Source organism: Paraglaciecola sp. (assembly GCF_039942875.1).
Lineage (GTDB): Bacteria > Pseudomonadota > Gammaproteobacteria > Enterobacterales > Alteromonadaceae > Paraglaciecola.
The window spans coordinates 21,112-38,891 of sequence record NZ_JBDVBQ010000046.1 but is presented as its reverse complement, the minus strand read 5'-3'; the positions used below and the strand labels follow the sequence as shown (position 1 = coordinate 38,891).

Below are 17,780 nucleotides of genomic sequence, written 5' to 3'. Positions count from 1 at the left end.
TATGCTAAATCAACCTTCATTAATACTCGCGTCACAATCCCTACGACGAGCAGAACTACTAAAACAGATTCAAATCCCTTTTATACAAAGAGCTGTCGCTATAGATGAAAAACCGATTGAAGACGAAAAACCTGAACTTTATGTGCTAAGGATGGCCTTAGAAAAGGCCAAAGCATCTTTACACATAGGTGAAAGTAAAGATGTAGTGTTGGGGTCAGATACAGCAATTGCCATTGAAGGTGAGATTTTTGGAAAACCAAAAGACCAAGCCGACTCAATGCGTATGCTAAGTATATTGTCGGATAATACCCACCAAGTATTGACGGCAGTAGCCATTGTCACAGCGACACAACACAAACATATAGTGGTACCGACGCAAGTGACCTTTGGCCCTTTGAGTCAAAAACAAATTAAGCAGTATTGGCAAACGGGTGAGCCTAAAGATAAGGCAGGAAGTTATGCTATCCAAGGGTTGGGAGGACAATTCGTGAAACATATTCAAGGTAGTTATAGCGCGGTAGTAGGGTTACCCTTGTATCAAACTAAAACCTTATTAGCGGAGCTAGGGATCACCCATGAGTGCTGAATTATTAATCAACGTCACGCCCTCTGAATCAAGGGTGGCATTAATAGAAAACGGAATTCTGCAAGAGATTCATATTGAGCGACATACTAAACGAGGTTTAGTAGGAAACATTTATCGTGGCAAGGTAAGCCGGGTACTGCCTGGTATGCAAGCGGCGTTTGTGGATATAGGCCTCGACAAAGCCGCATTTTTACATGCCTCAGATATCGCCTTCCACAACGAAGTAGAAGAAGCAGTTTCACCTAATGATATTGAAAAGCCTGATATACGCGAACTAGTCCGAGATGGTCAAAATATAGTTGTACAGGTGGTAAAAGATCAGATTGGTACTAAAGGAGCCAGACTCACCACAGACATTACAATTCCTTCACGATATTTAGTATTTATGCCCAGTGTTGAGCATGTAGGCATTTCACAACGTATCGAGGAAGAAGAAGAAAGAGAAAGACTAAAAAGAATCGTCCAAGATTTTTGCAGTGAAGATGGCGGCTTCATTTTACGCACAGCTGCTGAAGGAGTGAAGGAACAAGAACTAATACAAGACGCTAAATTTTTACGACGCTTATGGGAAAAGATAGGCTCTCGACTAAAAAATAAAACACACATGCTCTATGAAGATCTCCCTTTGGCAAGGCGGGTTTTACGGGATTTTGTAGGCACAGAGCTTGACCGTATTAGGGTAGACTCCAAACTAAGCTTTCAAGAGTTACAACAGTTTACTAAGGATTATGTACCTGAACTTAATAAATTACTTGAATACTATCCTGGCGACCGCCCTATATTTGACTTATACGATGTTGAGAATGAAGGACAACGCTCACTCGAGCGAAGAGTCGACCTAAAATCTGGTGGTTATTTGATTATCGATCAAACTGAAGCCATGACGACTATTGATATCAATACCGGCGCATTTGTGGGGCATCGTAACTTAGAAGAAACGATTTTTAATACTAATATTGAAGCAACACAGGCCATTGCACGACAATTAAGACTCCGAAACTTAGGAGGCATGATATTAATCGATTTTATCGACATGACAGTCGAAGATCACAAAAGACGAGTCATGCATAGCTTAGAAGTTGCTACTGTTAACGATAGGGCTAAGATTAATATTCACGGTTTTACTTCCCTTGGTCTAATCGAAATGACTCGAAAGCGTACTCGAGAGAGCTTAGAGCATGTACTATGTGGAGAGTGCCCAGTCTGTAAAGGTCGGGGCACAGTAAAAACGATTGAAACCGTTTGTTTCGAGATTATGCGAGAAATAGTTAGAGTCAATCGTGCGTATGATGCTGATATGTTTGTTGTATACGCCGCACCTAATGTAACAGAAGCTTTACTAGGTGAAGAGTCACATATGCTGGCTGAATTAGAACTATTTGTAAGTAAACAAATAAAAGTCCACACAGAATCCTTGTATAGCCAAGACAAGTTTGACGTGGTGATGATGTAATTAAACCGAATATCCAAAACGCTATCAACAAAAGTGAAAACTAACCAAAAATCTGCGTCATTTTACGTCGCATACATATTGAAAAAGCTCTGGGGCTTAGCCGCTCTATGCCTTGTATTGGTTGCTGTTTGTCTTACTTTGTTGCGTTATTCCTTGCCTTACATGAATGAGCAAAAGCATCACCTTGAAAACTGGTTGTCTGAAAGGGTAGGCGCTGAACTTACCATAGCTGAAATCAGTGCTCAGTGGAGAGGTTTAGGGCCCGCAATAGTATTGCGAAATATAGAGTTAACCCAAAATCAACAATCTCCCGTAAGCCTGTTAATTGATGAAACCGCCATTGAGGTTGATTTTTGGCAATCTATACTTGCTATGCAAATTAAGTCAAATGAATTTGATTTGCGTAATATGCAACTCTCCTTAGACCTAACCACCTTAAAAACAGGTAAATCTAATTACCCTATAGTAGAAGCTTTAGAAGAATTGTTTTTACAGCAACTTCAATCGTTTTCAGTGAGTGACAGTAAAATAATTCTCAATACTATAAAAGGACAACAAGTTGTCTTAATTGACCAAGTATCTTGGTTAAATAGAGATGAACATCACCAAGGTAGAGGTCAATTACAAATTGAAGAAATAGCCAAAAATTCAGCTTCATTTGTATTGGACTTGTACGGTAAAAGCAGCGAAATATACGGTACTTTTTTTGCTGAAGGCGAAGAAGTAGACCTTTCCCCTTGGGTTCAACAATGGGTAACCAGTAAACACGAACTCGTTGAAAGTAGAGGCAGTTTTGTGATGTGGGCTGACATACAAAATAAAGCTGTTCAATCTGTGCAACTTGATCTATCTAATAGTCGTTTTGCATGGCAAACACCCCAGGGCAGCCAACCATCTAAAACGTTAGAAGCCAACGTATTACAAGGTCAAATCAATGGTAGCCCTATTAATGATGATTGGGTGTTTAATTTTGACAATCTAACCTTGCAAGTTAACGATCAAGTATCAGTTTCAAATTGGAAAGGAAAAATAGACGCCCAAGGTACCGCTTCGATACAACACCTTACCCCCCTAAAACTTGACACTCTGTTACCTATGTTAGCGTTAAGTCTTAAACACCAAGATATGCTGCGACTCGAACAAATCCAGCCAGAAGCAACCTTAAATAATCTTTTTATCCAGCGTACGCTTAAAGGTAATTTAACCATTCATGCCGCTATTAGCGATATATCTTGGCGGCAGAATAATTATCTACCAGGAATGAGTGGCTTAGACGCAGACTTTAATTGGAATAATGACAGCGGCAAGGTAACAATAAAAAGTAAAAGTGGCACACTCTTTATCGATAACTTATTACCTGAAAACATAGACTATCAAAGAGTTTATGCTGACTTACACATTCAAAAATCCTCTGAAGGGATACAGTTTGATACTGATAATGCAGTATTTAAAAGTGACCTCATCACCTTGAATCCAGACTTTTCATTTAATACTGGAGATGGTTATTTGGCATTCAAATCCACCATTGACACTGTGCATGTTGAGGCTCTGACACAACTCTACCCGACAGAAAAAATGGGCAAGAAAACCAGAGCTTACTTAGTCAATGCCATACAAGATGGAAAGATTAGCAATGCCGAATTATTGTGGCATGGCGTATTGACAGATTTTCCTTTTACAGACAATCAGGGGATATTCCAAGCGCAGTTTGATGTTACCGATGGACAATTTAAATTTGCCCCGCAATGGCCAGCATTAAGCAATATATCCGCTAACCTGCTATTTACTAACCAGAGCCTAACGATTAGAAGCAAGCAGGCTAATTTAATGGATGCGGCTTTAGTAGACTTAAGCGCATCTATTCCCTCATTCACACAAAATGCCACGCTAACGATAGCAGCAAAAGCAAAGGCGACAGGCCAAGAAGCTAGCCTGCTGATCTCGCAAAGTAATTTGGCCAATACCTTAGGTAAAACCTTACAACAAGTTATAGTTGAAGGCCCTGTCACGACAGACTTAGATTTAAGTATACCCTTAACAGGCAAAAATATTATCGCAAAAGGCACAGTAACCCTATTAGGTAATGACGTCACTATTCCTAATTTGAATTTGTCTTTATCTGAGAGCCAGGGGCAACTAACCTTTGTAAATGACAAAATTAGCATTGAAAAAGTAGACGCACTGTTATTGGATCAGCCTATTTCTCTTACGTTATCTGGCGGCCAACAAGCTTCGGGGTATCATACGACAATAGAAGCACTTGGTAATTGTGAGGTCACACCGATATTACAAGAGTATCATCCTCAACTTGCCAATTATCTGAATGGCAGTGGTGAGTGGCAGGCAAATATTGACTTGATAATACCAAGCCAAGGATTCCAATATACAGCTAAGTTTAGCAGCGAGCTTATGGCAATTGAGTCATCTCTGCCTAAACCTTTCGCCAAAAAAACAGAGCAAGCTTTTCCTCTGCTGATTACGAGTGAAGGCAATCAACAGGCTTCAAGTATCAAGCTATCTCTAGGAAACGACATTGAGTTTAACGGCATATTGCCTCATCAAGACAAGCAATTTTCTAGGGCTCACCTGTCTATCGGAGAAAGCGACTTAGTGGGTATGGGCCTTGGCTTTAGCATATCTGCAAACGTCGCTGAATTTGATGCAGCACCTTGGTTGAATACACTACAAGTGCTGCTCAGTGAAAAATCAACAAGCGAGCACAAACCAATACTTGAAGCACCCAAAAGAATTTTCATTAATGCAGACAACGCCATTATTTCATCCCAGCGCTTGACCGATTTTGAAGTAGTGGCTAAAAATACTGACGAAAGTTGGCTACTAGATATCAATGCGCAACAGGCCAGAATGGAGATCGCACTGCACAAAAATTGGTTAGAAAAAGGTATAGATATTAACGCAGACTTTATTGCACTGGACTCATGGCAATCAACAGAGCCTAATACCCAATCCACTGTATTACGAAAAGATCAGCAAAACTCAATCCCCCCTATCAGTTTTTCATGTCTGCGTTGTAGCTTTATGGAGCATAATCTAGGGAAAATAGACCTTAAATTATCCCGTGCTGCAACTGGAATGAAAATAGATAATATTCGAGTCGATAACAATCTCGGCCTGTTTTCTGGAACGGGAGATTGGTTTATAACAGACGGTAAAAGCAGCACTAGGCTGCAAGGTGAATTCAATAGTTCAGACTTTGGTGCACTACTAAAAGGCTTCAAAGTAAACTCAGGAGTGAAAGACTCAAAAGCTCAATCTACCTTTGATTTAAGTTGGCAAAAAGCTCCCTACGAGTTTAATTTTGATACCCTAAATGGACAAATTGATTGGAGCTTGAGTGACGGTTACATCACTGAAATTACAGATAAAGGCTCTCGAATCTTTAGTATTCTCAGTTTTGAATCTTTAGTCCGCAAATTGAAGCTAGATTTTAGAGATGTATTCGCCAAAGGCTTTTTCTACGACGAAATTAACGGCAGTTTTCAAATTCATGATGGTATAGCTGACACCAGAGACACAGTAGTTGATGGCGGGGCTGGTGAAATCATTATGAAAGGATACACAGACTTAACGGCAAGAGAACTAAACTATAATATCGAATTTACACCAAAGATTACGTCAAGCTTGCCGGTAATAGTCGCTTGGATGGTTAACCCAGCTACAGCCATTGCAGCATTGGCCATTGATCAAATGTTAACGTCAGCAAAAGTAATATCAAACATTAATTTTTCACTAACGGGTACCATAGACGAACCTGTCATCACAGAGTTAGGCCGCGATAGTCGCGAAGTCGCACTACCCGCTCAACAAGTACCTGAGCCTATACAACCAGAAGACCAAGAGCTGGATATCCCAACAGATATTAATATGCCAGAAGAGGAGCCAATTAGTGAGTAACCTTGTAGCCATTCAAATGACCTCTTCAGATACGGTTGAAGAAAACTTGCAATTTGTGGAACAGCAATTACAAATTTTACAGGCTGAGCAACCATGCTTAGTAGTTTTGCCGGAGTGTTTTGCGTGTTTCGGAGGTAAAGAACATCAGCTACTCGACATTGCTGAAGATCTTGGCCAAGGGCCCATTCAAAGTAAACTCAAGGACTTAGCCAAACAATATAATGTTTGGTTAGTGGCAGGCAGCATGCCAATCACTTGTAACTTAAAGGAAAAATATACAGCTTCATGCTTACTGATTAACAGTGAGGGAGAGCGGGTTGAAGAGTACCAAAAAATTCATTTATTCGACGTACAAGTTGCCGATAACACAGGCAGTTACTTTGAGTCTCGTAACACCCAAGCGGGTAACAAACTCGTTGTGGTTGACACCCCTTTCGGTACCTTAGGCCTAGCTATTTGTTACGATATTCGTTTTGCAGCTATGTTTCAGGCCATGGCAGAAATACACAAGTTAGATATTTTAACCCTACCCGCTGCTTTTACTCAAAAAACCGGCAGCGCACATTGGGATGCTCTACTAACTGCCAGAGCTATCGAAAATCAATGCTATTTAGTGGCGGCAAATCAAACAGGTGAACACAGGAATAAGCGACAAACCTACGGCCACTCCTGTATCATCTCTCCTTGGGGTGAAAAACTCGCAGAAATCCCCACCGAAACAGGGTTAATTCAAAGCCCAATTGACCATAATTTATTGACTGAAATTCGCAATAACATGCCAGTCTACCAACATAACAAATTCAGGAGTCACCTTGTCTAATCTAGTGGAAACAAACTTATTGGATGCGTCAGATTTAACTCGTTCCAACCTTGAAACAGCACTAGATAGCATATACAAGCACGACAACGATTTTGCTGACTTATATTTTCAAGCCAGCCAACATGAAACTTGGGTTCTCGAAGATGGCATCATTAAAGAGGGTAGTTATAACATTGAGCGCGGTGTTGGTGTTCGTGCGGTAAGTGGTGAAAAAACAGGCTTCGCTTATTCAGATGAGATATCTCCCAGTGCATTGTTAAAAGCCTCAAAAGCGGCTCGCAGTATCTCAGCCTCTGGTGGCAAGCATACAGTAAAATCACTTACCCCTAGCTCACAAACTCAGCGTTATCATTCAGAAAATCCATTACTTGGCATGCAAGATCAAGAGAAGATCGCCCTGCTTCGCTCAGTTGATAGTTATATACGCCAGCAAGAGTCATCATTAACACAAGTAATCATTAGCATTAGCGGTGTTTACGAAGAAATATTAATCGCTGCTACAGATGGCACTTTTTGTACCGATATACGTCCATTAATCCGCTTGAACTGCTCTGTTTTAATGGAAAAAGACGGCCGTAGAGAACGGGGAAGCTCAGGCGCTGGCGGGCGTTACGCTTACGATTATTTTGCAGCAGATCAAGACGGTAAACCTAGATATCAGCAAATAGCAGATGAAGCCATTCATATGGCTAAAGTCAACATGCAAGCCATAGCTGCCCCTGCAGGCCAAATGCCTGTGGTATTAGGCTCTGGTTGGCCTGGTGTGTTATTACACGAAGCAGTGGGTCATGGTTTAGAGGGTGATTTTAACCGTAAAGGCGCATCAACTTTTAGTGGCCGTATTGGCGAGCAAGTCGCAGCTAAAGGTTGTACCGTAGTTGACGACGGCACCCTTGAAAACAGACGTGGCTCACTCAGTGTTGATGATGAAGGCACGCCTACTCAATACAATGTACTAATTGAAGATGGCATACTGAAAGGCTACATGCAGGATAAACAAAATGCGCGCTTAATGGGTGTTGCTCCTACAGGAAATGGCAGACGTGAGTCTTATGCGCACTTGCCTATGCCCCGAATGACGAACACTTATATGTTAGGCGGCGAACATAGCCCCGAAGAAATTATTGCCTCTATCGACAAAGGTATATACGCCCCCAACTTTGGCGGCGGACAAGTAGATATCACATCAGGTAAATTTGTATTCTCTACTTCAGAAGCTTACTTAATCGAAAACGGCAAAATCAGTACACCTATAAAAGGTGCAACACTTATCGGTAATGGCCCAGAAGCTATGCAGAAAATATCTATGATAGGAAATGATCTAGCACTAGATAAAGGTGTAGGTGTATGCGGAAAGGATGGCCAAAGCGTTCCTGTTGGCGTTGGCCAGCCCACCTTAAAAGTTGATGAATTAACCGTAGGCGGAACGGCTTAGGTTTTATATGAACAGCTCTAAAACCACTATTTAGAGGTTTACTTATTTCCTTTAAAATTGAATTTATCTATTAGGAATACATATTTCATGGCTAGCTTGTTTCATCACATATTAAGATCGTTCGCTTTTTGTAGTGTATTGGTTGGCACGCCTGCTTTTTCCACTGAACGGCCTAATAATAAAACCCATTGTTATACTCTCTCGCTTGGAAGCAAGCGTCTGCTGAATATGAAGCCCTTTATTATCAAGGTTTTAATATAGCAAAAATGCATGTGGAGTTGGCTTTGGCGAAACATAAGAAAGGGGATAAACCCCTTGCTATCGTTTCTGATTTTGATGATACCTTAGCACTGCCGCTTACCTATTGGGGACATTTGGTAAACAAAGATATCGACTTTTTTGACGATGCTATTTGGGATAAATGGATCCCCAAGAATGAAATGATTGCCTCCCCTGGGGCTAAAGCGTTTCTTGAATTCTGTCACAAAAATGGGGTAGAAATTTTTTATATTACAAGCCGTGAGCAGGGTGAGAAAACTTTTGAATATGCATTGGGCAACATCCGCCATTTAGGGTTTCCATTAAAAGACGAGTCTCATCTTACTGTGTTAAGAGACACGTCTAACAAAGAGATTCGCCAAAATGAAATTATGAAAGACTATGACATTGCAGTATTTCTTGGTGACAATCTGAATGACTTCCGTCGTAAATACTATGTCAAAGATGATGTCGACGGCCGCAAGAAAAAAATGAAAGAAGACCGCGCAATGTTTGGCAAAAAATATGTTTTATTTCCTAACCCAACAGATGGGCATTGGATGGCAAGTATTTTTGGTGAGTCAGAGCCTGATGCGAATGATCAAAACCGCGCGATGTTAAAAGAGGCTGCAGCTGGTAATCGATAAACTTCGAGTGATTATTGAAACATTCTTTCAAACTCAATAGTGGCTAGTCTTTTCATTTAACACATATTTATACGGGATAAAAAACTAGCCTCTAATTTTAAACCAAGTCAGTCAGCTATTACTCACCAATTTCCTGTTTTAAATACTTAAAAAGCTCTCTCGAAGCCTTTGGTGGCTTACTTTCAGATTTTTGTTTATTGGCTTGACGTACATACTGCCGCAACTTTTGTCTATCAAGTATTGGGTGATCTGTCATCACCTCTTCAATTTTACTATCCCCTTCGGCCAAAATAGCGTCGCGAAGTAACTCAAGTTCATGAAAAGCATCATTTAACTTTTTATGAGCTGATTTAATATTTAGCATCGCCTGCTCGATAGGAGCAATATCTTGATGACGCATAATCTTACCAATTAATTGCAGTTGACGACGATAACCTTCTTTTTTACGCAAAATTTTACGAGCAAGCATTACGGCATCTAATAGTTCAGCTTCCATAGGAATTTTTGCTAAAGACGACTGCCCAAGATGCACAAGGGATTCACCTAGTTTTTGTCTTTCTAGCATTTGGGCTTTAATTTGAGTTTTACTGAGTTGTTCAGTTTCATCTACAAGGTCGAATTCATTTTCGACATCTTTGTTTTTTCTCGGGGCAACCATGACTTTATCTTTAGTGATACACTAGGAGGGATTGTAACCCCCTATGCAAGAATAAACTACACACAAAATCAATCAACGCTCAGCCAATCCATTGTTTCGAGGCGGAGTTTTGAAAATTAGCGGCAGCCAAATAACGAAGGTCTCATGCAACAACAATTAACAGAAATTCAAAACATAGTAGAAGACGTATTAAAGCTAGCAAAACAGAAAGGCGCAACCCAAGCCGAAGCCAGCATGTCAAAGGTAGAAGGGATAGCCGTTTCATCCCGCCTAAAAGAAGTCGAAACCGTAGAATTTACTAACGACGGCGGCTTAGGTATTACCGTTTATCAAGGCCAAAAAAAAGGCAGCGCTTCTACTGCAGACTTATCACCAAAAGCCTTACAACTTACAGTTGAAAAAGCCATAGAAATAGCTAAACACACCAGTGACGACCCTTGTTCAGGCCTAGCTGATAAATCATTAATGGCCTTTGACGCACCCGACTTAGACTTATTTCACCCCATAGAGCTAGATACCGAAAACGCCATTAAACAAGTAATAGCAGCTGAAGCTAGCGCTTTAGCAGCTGATGAGCGCATCAGCAATTCTGATGGTGCATCTTACAATGCCAACTTGGGCACCAAAGTTTATGGTAATAGTCACGGCCTTAACGTTGGTTATAACAGCAGTCGTTATAGCTTAAGCTGCGTAGTCATAGGCGAACAAGACGGTGATATGCAGCGTGATTATAGCTATACAGTTGGCCGCGAAATATCATCGTTAGCGAGCCCAGAGCAAATTGGTGAGGAAGCCGCTAAATTCACAATAGATCGCTTGGGAGCTCGTAAAGTAAAGACCTGCAAAGTCCCGGTCTTATTTGATCGTGAAATTGCCTCGGGCCTATTCGGTCACCTAATCAGTGCAATTAGTGGCGGCAGCTTATACAGGCAATCTTCGTTTATGCTAGACAAATTAGGACAGCAAATTTTACCAGACTGGTTTGAGATTAACGAAAGGCCTCACTTGTTAAAAGGCTTAGCCAGCTCTCCATTTGATCATGAAGGTGTAAAAACCCAAGACATGAATGTAATCAGTGAAGGAATACTCAATCATTACTTATTAACGAGTTATTCTGCCCGTAAACTAAAGATGCAAACTACAGGACATGCTGGCGGCATCCATAACTGGTTTATCAAGCACACAGGTGAATCAGACCAAGCTTTACTACAAAAACTAGGCACGGGCTTACTTGTTACCGAACTCATGGGACAAGGAGTTAATATTGTAACGGGTGACTATTCGCGTGGTGCCGCGGGCTTTTGGGTTGAAAATGGCATCATTCAATACCCAGTTCACGAAATCACTATCGCTGGTAACCTAACCGACATGCTCATGAATATAGTGGCAATAGGATCTGTACAAGAAACCCGCGGAAGTATCCACACGGGTTCGGTTCTTATTGACGAAATGCAAATTGCTGGGGAATAGCTTTATTTTATAAAACCGCAATAAAATTAAAGAGATAGCTTTTGAATTCTTAAATAGTTTGACATAATTTTTAAATTAAAGAGAATAATTCATTAGCTATCATTTTGCTCAGTTAGTCTGCTCAGTACACGCCTGTATTGATTTCATTGACCTTTGCTAGATTCAAGCTGATCCACTGCCTAAATATATGTAAAACTCTGTATTTGGTTGCAGTTATGCTTAGTGTTAGTTAACTATCTAGCATCTTAGAAAAATAGATTACTGAACCTGTTAGCTTCAATGAATAGTATAGTAATAAGACATAGCTGACATGTAGTCACTGTAGATTTAGTTTGCCTAAAGTTCATGGACTGTACATTTTTGGCTATATAAAATAGGCATTAGGCCGTTGAATTCTAAATGAGTTGGGTAGATATAGTTGCGAACTACCTGTTCGCGCTGCGTTATATAGCCGTTGTCTTGATGGTATTAATGTTAATCTCCGCTGTCGATGATGTGATCATCGATATATATTATTGGTCTCGCAAAGCTTGGCGAGCTATTTTTATATACCGCAAGCGCCCCATATTTGATGAAAAATCTCTATTAAAAGCCAAAGAAAAGCCCTTGGCGATTATGGTTCCCGCTTGGCAAGAAGTCGGTGTAGTAGCAAGGATGGCAGAATTTACTGCAGCCGAGTTAGACTATGAAAATTACCAAATATTTGTTGGTACTTACCCAAACGACCAAGCTACTCAAGATGATGTCGACCTAGTCTGTAAACAGTATCCCAATGTCCACAAAGTTGTTTGTGCTCGCCCTGGGCCTACCAGTAAAGCGGATTGCCTGAACAATGTCATAGCCTCTATCCTAACATTTGAAGAGAAGACTAAGGTTAAGTTTGACGGCTTCATTATCCATGACGCTGAAGATGTAGTATCAGCCATGGAATTGAGGCTGTTTAACCACTTATTAGAAAACAAAGACCTTATTCAATTACCAGTTTATCCCTTCTCCAGAGGCCCCCTTCACTTCACCGCTGGTCATTATTTAGATGAGTTTTCAGAAATGCACGGCAAAGATATTATTGTACGTGAATCTTTTGTCGGCCAAGTACCTAGCGCCGGAGTCGGCACCTGCTTTAGCCGCCGCGCGATTATCAAATTAACTGAAGAAGGGGATGGCTTACCATTCGATATTCAATCTTTAACCGAAGATTACGATATTAGTTTCAGAATGAAAGCTTGGGGCATGGAAGAAATATTTGTGCGTTTTTCAGTCACCGATAAAAAATATGCTCGCTATGCTGAAAAGTCCATAAGCAGAAACAAGCGAGACGGAAATGTCGTGTGCGTAAGAGAATATTTTCCTAAAACGCTAAGCACCTCAGTGAGGCAGAAAAGCCGCTGGATAGTCGGCATTGTTTTTCAAGGTACCCTAGTCCATAGGTGGTCAAAGGATTGGAAACTCAATTACTTTTTGTGGCGAGATCGTAAAGGGGTTATCGCACATTTTCTTAGTTTTTTAGCCACCTTAATTTCGCTGCAAGCAATAGTCATCTGGCTTTTTGAGCACATGACTCAAGATGGATATCGATTCATGTCTATCTTCATGAATGATGAATTGACGGTTCTATTAATACAAATAAACTTCTGCTTTTTTGTAAACCGTATAATACAGAGGATCATTTTTGTTAGACGATACTACGGTATGCTCGAGGCCTTAGTGAGCCCTTTTAGGTTAGTTTGGGGCAATTTAATAAACTTCTTAGCAAACTGCCGAGCAATCAAACAGGTGATAGCGCAAGGTGGAAACCCTAGCAGAGTTGCTTGGGATAATACCGATCACGAATATCCGACTGTCAGCGAGCGAGTCTATACACAGTCATTGGGAAGCATTCTCAAATCAAAGCATCAGGTAACTGAACAACAAATTACTATGGCGCTAGAAAAACGTTTACCAGATGAAAAATTGGGCCAGTCTCTGATCCGTTTACACATTATTGATATGGACACCTTAGGTGAAGCATTAGCTGAACAAGCCAGCAAAAAGTATCAGCGAATAACGCCTTTCGAAATTTCATCCGATATCATCAAATTAGTCCCCAAAGAGATAGTACTCAAGTATCGCTTCATTCCCCTAAGGGAAGACAATGGCCGACTTATAATAACAGGAGAAAACAGGTTGTCGCCCGTAGCACTGGCTTCAATTGAACGGCAATTAGACAAAAAGGTAGAATATCAGTTGTGTCAACTTGGCGCGTGTACCGTTGGCATTAGATACCACTACTTAGGTGATGCAGAAAGTAACCCAACAGCAAAAATCAAACAAAAAGTTGCAGCTGGCACCCTAGCCAGTGATATGCAGCAAGTCATATTAGACCAGTACTACAACTCTCAAATTATGTTTGGCGATGCTCTGCAGCAAGCAGGTTTTATAGAGCCTGCGGTATTTAATCAAATTATTTTGGGGTTTGATTATTCTAGTCACCTGCGATTAGGTGATTATTTAGTTAACCAGCAAGTAATCAGTGAGCAAGTTGTAAAGAATATTATCGAGCTACAAAAATCAAGGCAGCAAAACATTGACTCTATTATCTCCCACTATGAAAACCTAAAAGGAGAGAGAGAATGAGTTATGGAGTGAGTCAATCTCTTAAGATCATTACATTACTTTTGTTTGTCCCTACCACTTTTGCAAAACTGAACGATTATCAGCAGTTTGTATCTTACCCTTACTTAGAGAAAACTTATCGTTTGCAAGCTGAAGGTCAATACTCTTCTGCCATTTTAGAATTAAAATCTGCCATTGAATTTGCACCTGAGCATCAACCCTATCAAGTATTACTGTTTGAATTGTTACTGGCCAATGGTCAGACTAATGAAGCGTTTGCTGTCTATTCTGCAATACCAAAAGACTCAAGAGGTACCTTACTAAGTCGCCTAATTGAAGCTCAAATTATTGACAATAACTTACAATTAACGGCAGAACTGAAACAATTAATTGAAGAAACGCCAGCACAACAACGTCAGTTTCATTATCAAGTTGTTGCATCTAGACTTATAGCAAAAGAGCAAGACGCTTTAACATATGAATGGTTAAGTGAGATTGACAATCTACCTCCAGAGTTAATAGAGGTACAGATGAGTTTGGCGAACAAGCTAGGGGAATTTGATGAAATTGAGAAATACTTTTTGCAAATTCCACTGGAAAAACGCACTGCTGATGCTAAACGCCTTTATGCATTTACACTATTCAAGATAGGTAAAATCCACAAGGCACTTGATTTTGCACAAGAAGATCCACAATCGCAGCTTAGCTTTGATATTTACTATCAATATTTACAGGCTAACATCGCTAATGGAAATATACCTGAAACAAATAGTGCCTTTGCATGGATAGAAAAATATCATCAGCTGAATTCCAGCTTATTAGAACAAAAATTTGAACATGCCATACAGTCAAAAGACAGAGACGCCACCTTTGCTGTCATGTCTCAACTTCATAAAAGCTGCCAAAAACATATTGACCTTGCCCTGTCTTTTAATTGGACAAGTAGAGCAGAACAAGATTTGATCCGCTGTGAAAACACCATGGAACAGGAATTATGGTTAACCTATGCAGCAACACTGTTAAGTAATCAACAGTTACAAGATCTCATTACCAGCGGGGCCAAGTACTCTACGTCCATATCTAAAATACTCATTTCAAGATACGTTTCACAGCAAGAATATCAATTAGCAGTCAATCAAATAAACCAAGCAAAATTGGCAGATAGCTACATTGAAACTCTGGCTTTTAGTTATGAAAAATTAGGACAACTAGATTTAGCAACAGAACAATTCATAAGGCTATATCGTGATACCAAGGATGACCAATATTTAGATACTGGTAGCTTTCTTTTGCTCAAGCAAAATAAAAATACAGAAGCATTATCGCTGCTAGAAAAACGACTTATTGCAGCCCCCCAAACCATGCCCCAGAATTTAGTTGAACGTATAAGTCAGCTCTACCAGCTCCAACCAAATAAACTCTCCTCGGTGGCCATAGAAAGCTTAGCCAAAGTTAGTTTTTCTCAAGATCTAGTCGCAGAAATGTTGAGACTGAATCAAGCGTGTAGTGACGCAATTGAGATCTTGACCCGAGCTAATATAAAGACTGCCCTCAGCTGGACGACCAGAGCATTGTGTAGTGCTAACGAAGACCCCGTGCTAGCGCTGCAATATTGGCAAAAATCATATGAACAATCGCCCAGTGATGAAACATTACGTGCCATAGCCTATGCACAAGGTAACTTAGGCCAGCATTCAGCAGCCATTGATAGCCTAAATAAACTAGGAGACCCGAACTGGAATCAGGCAGACTTTCTGTATTTAGCGCAATTGTATTATCAACAGCAAAACTACCAAAAAGCGGAGGAATTCTGGCTCTTAGCAGAGAATGATACTGAGACTTGGTTAGATTTTGGTATTGAGCTAGCAATTCAACAACAGAAATACACAAAAGCCCAAGCTCTATCGACTCAGCTTATTAACCAAAGAAATCAGTTCAATGCACAGCAATGGGCTAGGCAAGCCATCATTTATCAGGGTACAGGGCAAAAAAACAAAGAAATACGAGCATGGCAAAATGCCACTCAACTCGCTCCAGAACAAGAAACCTATCAACTATCTTTAGCGTATAGCTTAATTGATTCACAACCTCAACAAGCCTATGAAATCCTCCAAAATCTGACTGAGAGAGAAGCTGAAATAGACACCCTAATATGGCAACAATTAGGCTATATCGCAGCTAAAAATAACCAACAAGATGCCGCCATCCATTATGTAAAAAAAGGAATAGAAACTCACACCCAAGGTAGTGAGCCTAAAACAGCAGAGCTAAACTGGAATCTGCATCAATATTATCGAGACTTATCCCAAAATTGGCATTTCAGCGCAAGTTTTTCCCAGGGCAGTGGAGCCATATTAGGAGACGTGTTTTACGAAAATAGTAACTTAGGGATAGCTTCACTTCCGACTAACAATATTAGCAGCCGAGCTGAATACTTTTTCAACACCACTAATAAAAAATGGTCTGTATACGCTCAACTTTCAGCCAACGGAAGTAATTCTCACCCCTTGAGTGATTGGAGCCAAGAACTCGGAGTGAGTTACAAAATATTTGATGAGTACAATATAAAAACAAGTCTAGGAGCGCAACGCTTTGTCTCTGGTGACTGGGAAGCCATAGTTCGAGTAAATGGTGGCTTGTTCGATCAAGGAGATTGGCGCAATGGCTGGCGCTTTGAGGATGCTTGGTGGCAAAGACTGTTTTATTTCGATTTCTTATATCTACCGAAATCAGAACAATTGTTAGGCTTAGGTAGATTTGATATTGGCTATACTGAAGCGCTAAAAACCTCATCCAAACAAACTATCAGCTACTATGGACTAGCTCAATATGATTTTCGTCGACTACAAATAGGTCCATTAGGCAATCTATCTAGCTATAATCAAAGTTCATTAGGTTTAGGATTAAAATGGAACTTGTATACCACTCCCGAATTTTACTACGATCGAGTGCATTCATACAGCTTAGCTCTAGAGTGGCGACTAACAGTTTCAGGAAACCTGACCAATGACAATCATGGCATATTTTTAATTGGTAGTTACTTTTACTAGGATGATACCCACAACCCACAACTTGCTTTTCTACTTTAGCAAAGGTCTGCTTGTGCTGTTAGCATGCTGTAGTTTACATGCACCTAAGATATTTGCTAACACCATATTTTATCAACCCTTAAGCCAGGACTCGCTCATAACAGTTCCTCAATGGAATGCATTATTAGATAAGGTTTATGAAGAAGGTTACCGAGAAATTGTGATCCAGTGGACCCAATACGGCCCCACTAACTTTGTGACCAAAGGTAATTTTTTAAAAGAAGTACTGACCATAGCTGAAAATAAGCATTTTCGTATTTGGTTAGGGCTATACCTACCTGACGACTACTATCAAATAATGGGTAATAATAAGCCTGATTCTAGAGAGTATTTCCAAAGAGTATTATTAGAAAATAGCAGACGAGTTAGCTTGTTAGAGGTTTTATCTTTAATTAATAAGGACAACTTTGCTGGCTGGTATCTCCCAATGGAACTTACCCATGAATATCTCACATCTCCCCCTAACCAAGGTCGGGCAGACCTGAATTATGCTTTGCAATCCTTTATTTTGACCATTGATGAAAATATAGCCGTTAGCTATTTTCTTTCTGAGAGTACACCACTGAAAGCCGCTCTTTTTGATATAAACCAATTAACTAGCATGGGATTCAAGTTATGGTTGCAAAAAGGTAATGGATTAACAAAAGACACGATTGCCCATCAAGTAATCGCAAAAGCGGGATGTAATATCGGTGTTATTTCTGAAAACTTTCTGCAAACATCTGCAAATAATGAGACATTTACAGCTAAAAAAAATCCCAACTCAGGCCCTAGTGAGAACTCAAAACACTGTCAAAAACCTCTGACGTTTTCACTACGATATTTGCCATATAGTCCATTACCCTTAGGCTGAAAGT

The 17,780-nt window shown here is 40.3% G+C and carries 11 protein-coding genes; 10 read left to right on the top strand and 1 reads right to left on the bottom strand.

The features are described from left to right. Position 1 precedes the first annotated feature (1 nt). The 6 genes from ABJE44_RS15740 to ABJE44_RS15715 all read left to right on the top strand — a co-directional run bounded on the left by ABJE44_RS15740 (position 2) and on the right by ABJE44_RS15715 (position 9,114). Entirely contained in the window at positions 2–586 is a 585-nt protein-coding gene (locus ABJE44_RS15740; protein ID WP_348110994.1) for a Maf family protein, read from the top strand. Next, positions 576–2,039, top strand: coding sequence for a ribonuclease G (gene rng / locus ABJE44_RS15735; RefSeq protein WP_348110993.1), 1,464 nt, complete (start codon positions 576–578; stop codon positions 2,037–2,039). The genes ABJE44_RS15740 and rng overlap by 11 nt, the downstream gene beginning before the upstream one ends. A gap of 33 nt (positions 2,040–2,072) precedes the next feature. Further along, on the top strand, positions 2,073–5,954 hold the full coding sequence (locus ABJE44_RS15730) for a YhdP family protein (protein ID WP_348110992.1): 3,882 nt from the start codon (positions 2,073–2,075) through the stop codon (positions 5,952–5,954). Further along, complete coding sequence (locus tag ABJE44_RS15725) at positions 5,947–6,774, top strand: carbon-nitrogen hydrolase family protein (protein ID WP_348110991.1); 828 nt, start codon at positions 5,947–5,949, stop codon at positions 6,772–6,774. Before ABJE44_RS15730 ends, ABJE44_RS15725 begins: the two co-directional genes overlap by 8 nt. Beyond that, positions 6,767–8,209 (top strand): metalloprotease TldD, encoded by a 1,443-nt coding sequence (gene tldD, locus ABJE44_RS15720; protein WP_348110990.1) that lies wholly within the window; start codon positions 6,767–6,769, stop codon positions 8,207–8,209. The genes ABJE44_RS15725 and tldD overlap by 8 nt, the downstream gene beginning before the upstream one ends. 188 nt (positions 8,210–8,397) lie before the next feature. Then, a complete protein-coding gene (locus ABJE44_RS15715; protein WP_348110989.1) occupies positions 8,398–9,114 on the top strand; it encodes an HAD family acid phosphatase in 717 nt (238 codons plus the stop codon). Positions 9,115–9,232: 118 nt separating this feature from the next. Here ABJE44_RS15715 and yjgA read toward each other — a convergent pair whose 3' ends face one another. Continuing rightward, on the bottom strand, positions 9,233–9,772 hold the full coding sequence (yjgA, locus tag ABJE44_RS15710; RefSeq protein ID WP_348110988.1) for a ribosome biogenesis factor YjgA: 540 nt from the start codon (positions 9,770–9,772) through the stop codon (positions 9,233–9,235). 144 nt (positions 9,773–9,916) lie between these two features. On the opposite strand from yjgA, the gene pmbA reads away from it, so the two are divergent. From pmbA to ABJE44_RS15690, 4 genes are all read left to right on the top strand, one after another. Further along, complete coding sequence (pmbA, locus tag ABJE44_RS15705; RefSeq protein ID WP_348110987.1) at positions 9,917–11,242, top strand: metalloprotease PmbA; 1,326 nt, start codon at positions 9,917–9,919, stop codon at positions 11,240–11,242. 399 nt (positions 11,243–11,641) lie between these two features. Then, positions 11,642–13,855: a glycosyl transferase family protein gene (locus tag ABJE44_RS15700; protein ID WP_348110986.1), complete on the top strand. Its 2,214-nt coding sequence runs from the start codon at positions 11,642–11,644 to the stop codon at positions 13,853–13,855. Continuing rightward, positions 13,852–16,884: a tetratricopeptide repeat protein gene (locus ABJE44_RS15695; protein WP_348110985.1), complete on the top strand. Its 3,033-nt coding sequence runs from the start codon at positions 13,852–13,854 to the stop codon at positions 16,882–16,884. Before ABJE44_RS15700 ends, ABJE44_RS15695 begins: the two co-directional genes overlap by 4 nt. A 52-nt stretch (positions 16,885–16,936) precedes the next feature. Further along, entirely contained in the window at positions 16,937–17,776 is an 840-nt protein-coding gene (locus ABJE44_RS15690) for a DUF4434 domain-containing protein (RefSeq protein ID WP_348110984.1), read from the top strand. Positions 17,777–17,780: the final 4 nt, after the last annotated feature.

What these genes read in the sequence shown, in the direction of transcription:
- yjgA (WP_348110988.1), bottom strand. Translation starts at nt 9,772, where the DNA reads ATGGTTGCCCCGAGAAAAAACAAAGATGTCGAAAATGAATTCGACCTT.
- ABJE44_RS15700 (WP_348110986.1), top strand. Translation starts at nt 11,642, where the DNA reads ATGAGTTGGGTAGATATAGTTGCGAACTACCTGTTCGCGCTGCGTTAT.
- ABJE44_RS15695 (WP_348110985.1), top strand. Translation starts at nt 13,852, where the DNA reads ATGAGTTATGGAGTGAGTCAATCTCTTAAGATCATTACATTACTTTTG.
- pmbA (WP_348110987.1), top strand. Translation starts at nt 9,917, where the DNA reads ATGCAACAACAATTAACAGAAATTCAAAACATAGTAGAAGACGTATTA.
- ABJE44_RS15740 (WP_348110994.1), top strand. Translation starts at nt 2, where the DNA reads ATGCTAAATCAACCTTCATTAATACTCGCGTCACAATCCCTACGACGA.
- rng (WP_348110993.1), top strand. Translation starts at nt 576, where the DNA reads ATGAGTGCTGAATTATTAATCAACGTCACGCCCTCTGAATCAAGGGTG.